Below are 3,634 nucleotides of genomic sequence, written 5' to 3'. Positions count from 1 at the left end.
CGGCGACCAGCCCAACCCACCCCAGTCGGTGTGCGTCCGACATCCCGATCGCCCCACCGGTCTGGCCTGCTCGCGCTGCGGCAGGCCGGCGTGCCCGCAGTGTCTGCAGGCCGCCGCGGTCGGACAGCACTGTGTCGACTGCGTGCGAGAAGGCAACAAGAACGTCCGCACTGCGCAGACCGTCGCCGGTGCGCCCATGGCACGATCCGCCAGGACTCCGCTGACCTACGCCCTGATCGCCGTCAACGTGATCGTCTATGCCATCACGGTTGTGCAGTCCGGCGATCCGATGAACAACACATCCGGATCCGAGCTCGCCCGCGGTTGGGCTCTCAACAGCCTGCTCGTCGCCGACGGCGACGTGTTCCGGCTGATCGGTAGCGGCTTCGTTCACTACGGGCCGATCCACCTGCTCGTGAACATGTTCGCGCTGTACATCATCGGCCGTGACGTCGAACTCGTGCTCGGTCGAACCCGCTACCTGGTCGTCTACTTCCTCTCCTTGCTCGGAGGAAGCGCGTCGGTGATGCTGCTGGAGAACCCACTGACGCTCACCGTCGGCGCGTCCGGTGCAGTCTTCGGTCTACTGGGCGCACAGGCCGTCATCCTGCTGCGGCTCAAGCGAAGCCCGGCACCCATCCTCGTCATCATCGCGGTGAACATCTTCATCAGCATCTCGATCCCCAGCATCTCGCTGTGGGGACATATGGGCGGACTCGTCGCCGGAGCCGCCGCCACCGCCGGTCTGGTGTTCTTGTCCAACCGAACCCGAGACACGGGACTACAACGAACCAGGGCCGGCCTGTCCATGGCATGGCTCTCGGTCATCGCCGTCGCTCTGGTGTCCCTGGGCATCATCGCCATCCGTGTACTCGACCTGCGCGCCCAGATGGGCCTCTAGCTAGTCCACTCGATGTGACATTGACCCCCGAAAAGTCCACTGAATGTCACATTGAGTAACCACGGGGGGGCCGCACGGTCAGGTGTTTCGAGGTACCAAGCCGTGGGTTTCGAGTGCGTCGTATACGTCTCGGGGGTCGGTTCCGAGGTCCCATCTGCCGAAGATGATCAGTCGATCGTCGTCTTCGCCGGGTGGGTGGATGTCGAGTTCGAGCATCGGTACGCGTCGGCCGAGGCGTGGGTATTTCACAATTTTGACGCGCACGATGTCGTTGCGGGTGTACGTGCGTAGGCCGCCGAGGCGTTTCATCACCAGAGTTCCGTCGTGGGTGATGGCCAGTCGTGGGCGTTGTGCGGCGGCGAGTGCGGCGATGATCCACATTCCGACGGCGGCGAGTCCGACGAGGAATGTTCCGGCTGCGTCGGTGGAGGAGAGTGCGGCACCGATTCCGAGGGCGATTCCGCCTGCGACCAGGGCTGCGACGGCGATGAGGGGCGTCGCCCATCGCTGTTCGTACACACCCTGTGGATCGTTTTCAGAGTTATCCACAGGGTTTATCCACATTGGGGATGAATGACATCGATGTAACTCGGCAGGTTCTCAGCGCCACCGCATGGTCATGACGAGTCCGACAACCATGAAGCCGAAGCCGATCAGGAAGTTGTAGGCGCCGAGATTTCCGATGAAGGCGATGTCCTCGGAAGCCAGGTAGTAGACAATCAGCCACAGCAGCCCGACCAGCATGAATCCCAGCATCAGCACCACGTACCAGACCGGTGACGGTCCGGCGTTGACCTTGACCGGCGTACGGTTCGCCGGGTTGATCGTGTAGTCGTTCTTCTTCCGTACCTTCGACTTCGGCATTGCTTCCTCTTCGCGTTCGTGACGGCCCGCGGCACTGCGGCCGTACCTGTGGACAACTGACGATCGGAACCTGTGGATCGACGGGTGCCGCGCGTCCCCAGGCTATTGTCGCCTGAAGGACCGTGACGGTCACCGACCCGGTTGCTGTACACGCTAACGCAGGTGAGCCCAGCACCGACCCACCGGACAAATTGCGAGCACCCGTGACACGACGATCGACTGCCCCCGCCGACACTCGTTGGTGGGTGCTCGCCGTCGCGGTGTGCGCTGTCGTCGGTCTGCTGCTCGGTACCACCAGACACGTATCCGACGGTGCCGAACTCCGTGGAGGGGACACCACCAGACTGGCCGACCTCGTCGATGCAGCTCAGAGCAGCAGTGTGGAGGCCGAGCGCAGCAGGGACACGCTCGAGCAGCAAGTGGACACCATTCAGCAGCGAACCGCGTCCGTCGACACCGACGTCGCCGACGCACTGGCCCGGATCGATTCCCTGGCCGACGCGGCGGGCCGCGAGGCCGCGTCCGGCGGGGGTGTGACCGTCACGATGGCGGACGCTCCCCGTGGACCGGACGGCTCGTACGCGTCCGATGCATCCGTCGACGATCTGGTGGTTCATCAGGTCGATGTTCAGAGCGTGCTCAACGCGTTGTGGGCCGGTGGAGCGTCGGCGATCGCGATGCAAGATCAACGGTTGGTGGCCTCGTCGGCTCCGCGCTGCATCGGGAACACCCTTCTGCTCGGCGGGCGTACGTACAGTCCGCCGTACGTGATGACGGCGATCGGGGATTCGGATCGGCTGCGCGCGGCGTTGAAGAACGAGCCGGGTGTGCGGTTGTACGAGCAGTACGCGCTGAGATACGGCCTCCGCTACGACGTCGCAGTGTCCGAGGACCTCTCGGTGCCCGCGTACTCCGAATCGGTGCGCATGCGGTATGCACAGCCTCGCTGAGTACGCTGTCCACATGCGTATTCTCGTCGTCGACAACTACGACAGCTTCGTCTTCAACCTCGTCCAGTACCTGGGTCAGTTGAATGCCGACGTCGAGGTCTGGCGCAACGACGACGAGCGCCTCACCGACCGCGATGCCGTCGCGGCCCGGTTCGACGGCATTCTGCTCAGTCCGGGACCGGGCACGCCGCAGCGCGCAGGTGCCACGATGGATCTGGTCTCGGCCAGCGCCCGCACGAAGACGCCCCTGCTCGGGGTCTGTCTGGGCCATCAGGCGATCGGCGCAGCCTTCGGTGCCACCGTCGAGAAGGCCCCGGAACTGCTGCACGGCAAGACGAGTCTGGTGCACCATTCGGGCGTCGGAGTTCTCGAGGGCATGAACGAGCCCTTCACCGCCACTCGCTACCACTCGCTGACCGTCCGGGAGGACACCATCCCGGCCGAACTCGAGATCATCGGGCGTACCGAGTCCGGTCTGGTCATGGCGATGAGGCACACCGAGCTACCGATTCACGGCGTCCAGTTCCACCCGGAGTCCATCCTCACCGAGGGCGGACACCGCATGTTGGCGAACTGGCTGACCGTCTGCGGGATGCCCACCGACCCCGGTCTCGTCGCCAAGCTCGAAGCTCAGGTCGCCGAGGCGTTCGCCTGAGCTCGACCCGAGGCGTCTAGCCGGTCGGAATACCCAGCGCCCCGATACTCACGGTGATGGTGTCGGACTTGCTGATCTCCGAGCCTGCCGGCTGAGTCTGGTTCACGACGCGGCCGACCATCAGTGGGTCGAGCGTCGATTGCCTCGACGTCGACAGGTCCGACGCGGTTCCGGTCCATCCTGCCGATTCCAGTGCTGTCAGTGCCTGAGCTTCGGTGAGTCCGGCCAGGTCCGGCATCGGGATCTTGTCTCCGTTCGACACGC

At 64.4% G+C, this 3,634-nt stretch carries 6 protein-coding genes; 3 read left to right on the top strand and 3 right to left on the bottom strand.

Going from position 1 to position 3,634, the window contains the following annotated elements:
• Positions 1–901 (top strand): rhomboid family intramembrane serine protease (locus A2J02_RS00905; protein WP_231911392.1); only part of this gene is annotated, 901 nt, incomplete at its 5' end.
• Positions 902–979: 78 nt separating this feature from the next.
• On the opposite strand, the gene A2J02_RS00900 is transcribed toward A2J02_RS00905, so the two are convergent.
• Both A2J02_RS00900 and crgA read right to left on the bottom strand, forming a co-directional pair.
• Positions 980–1,465 (bottom strand): PH domain-containing protein, encoded by a 486-nt coding sequence (locus A2J02_RS00900; protein ID WP_068045564.1) that lies wholly within the window; start codon positions 1,463–1,465, stop codon positions 980–982.
• 36 nt (positions 1,466–1,501) lie between these two features.
• The gene (gene crgA / locus A2J02_RS00895) at positions 1,502–1,765 is read right to left on the bottom strand and encodes a cell division protein CrgA (protein ID WP_032396997.1); all 264 of its coding nucleotides are present in this window, start codon (positions 1,763–1,765) and stop codon (positions 1,502–1,504) included.
• 203 nt (positions 1,766–1,968) lie between these two features.
• On the opposite strand from crgA, the gene A2J02_RS00890 reads away from it, so the two are divergent.
• Both A2J02_RS00890 and A2J02_RS00885 read left to right on the top strand, forming a co-directional pair.
• A complete protein-coding gene (locus A2J02_RS00890) occupies positions 1,969–2,715 on the top strand; it encodes a DUF881 domain-containing protein (RefSeq protein WP_068045561.1) in 747 nt (248 codons plus the stop codon).
• A 13-nt stretch (positions 2,716–2,728) separates the two neighbouring features.
• Positions 2,729–3,370 carry an aminodeoxychorismate/anthranilate synthase component II gene (locus tag A2J02_RS00885; RefSeq protein WP_068045567.1) on the top strand — a complete coding sequence of 214 codons (642 nt, stop codon included), beginning with the start codon at positions 2,729–2,731 and terminating at the stop codon, positions 3,368–3,370.
• 16 nt (positions 3,371–3,386) lie between these two features.
• On the opposite strand, the gene A2J02_RS00880 is transcribed toward A2J02_RS00885, so the two are convergent.
• A partial coding sequence (locus A2J02_RS00880) for a PASTA domain-containing protein (RefSeq protein ID WP_156516024.1) occupies positions 3,387–3,634 on the bottom strand: 248 nt, incomplete at its 5' end.

It is taken from the genome of Rhodococcus sp. EPR-147 (genome assembly GCF_001647185.1).
Classification (GTDB): domain Bacteria; phylum Actinomycetota; class Actinomycetes; order Mycobacteriales; family Mycobacteriaceae; genus Rhodococcoides.
The sequence above is the reverse complement of the archived record's forward strand: the minus strand, read 5'-3'. Positions and strand labels throughout refer to the sequence as shown.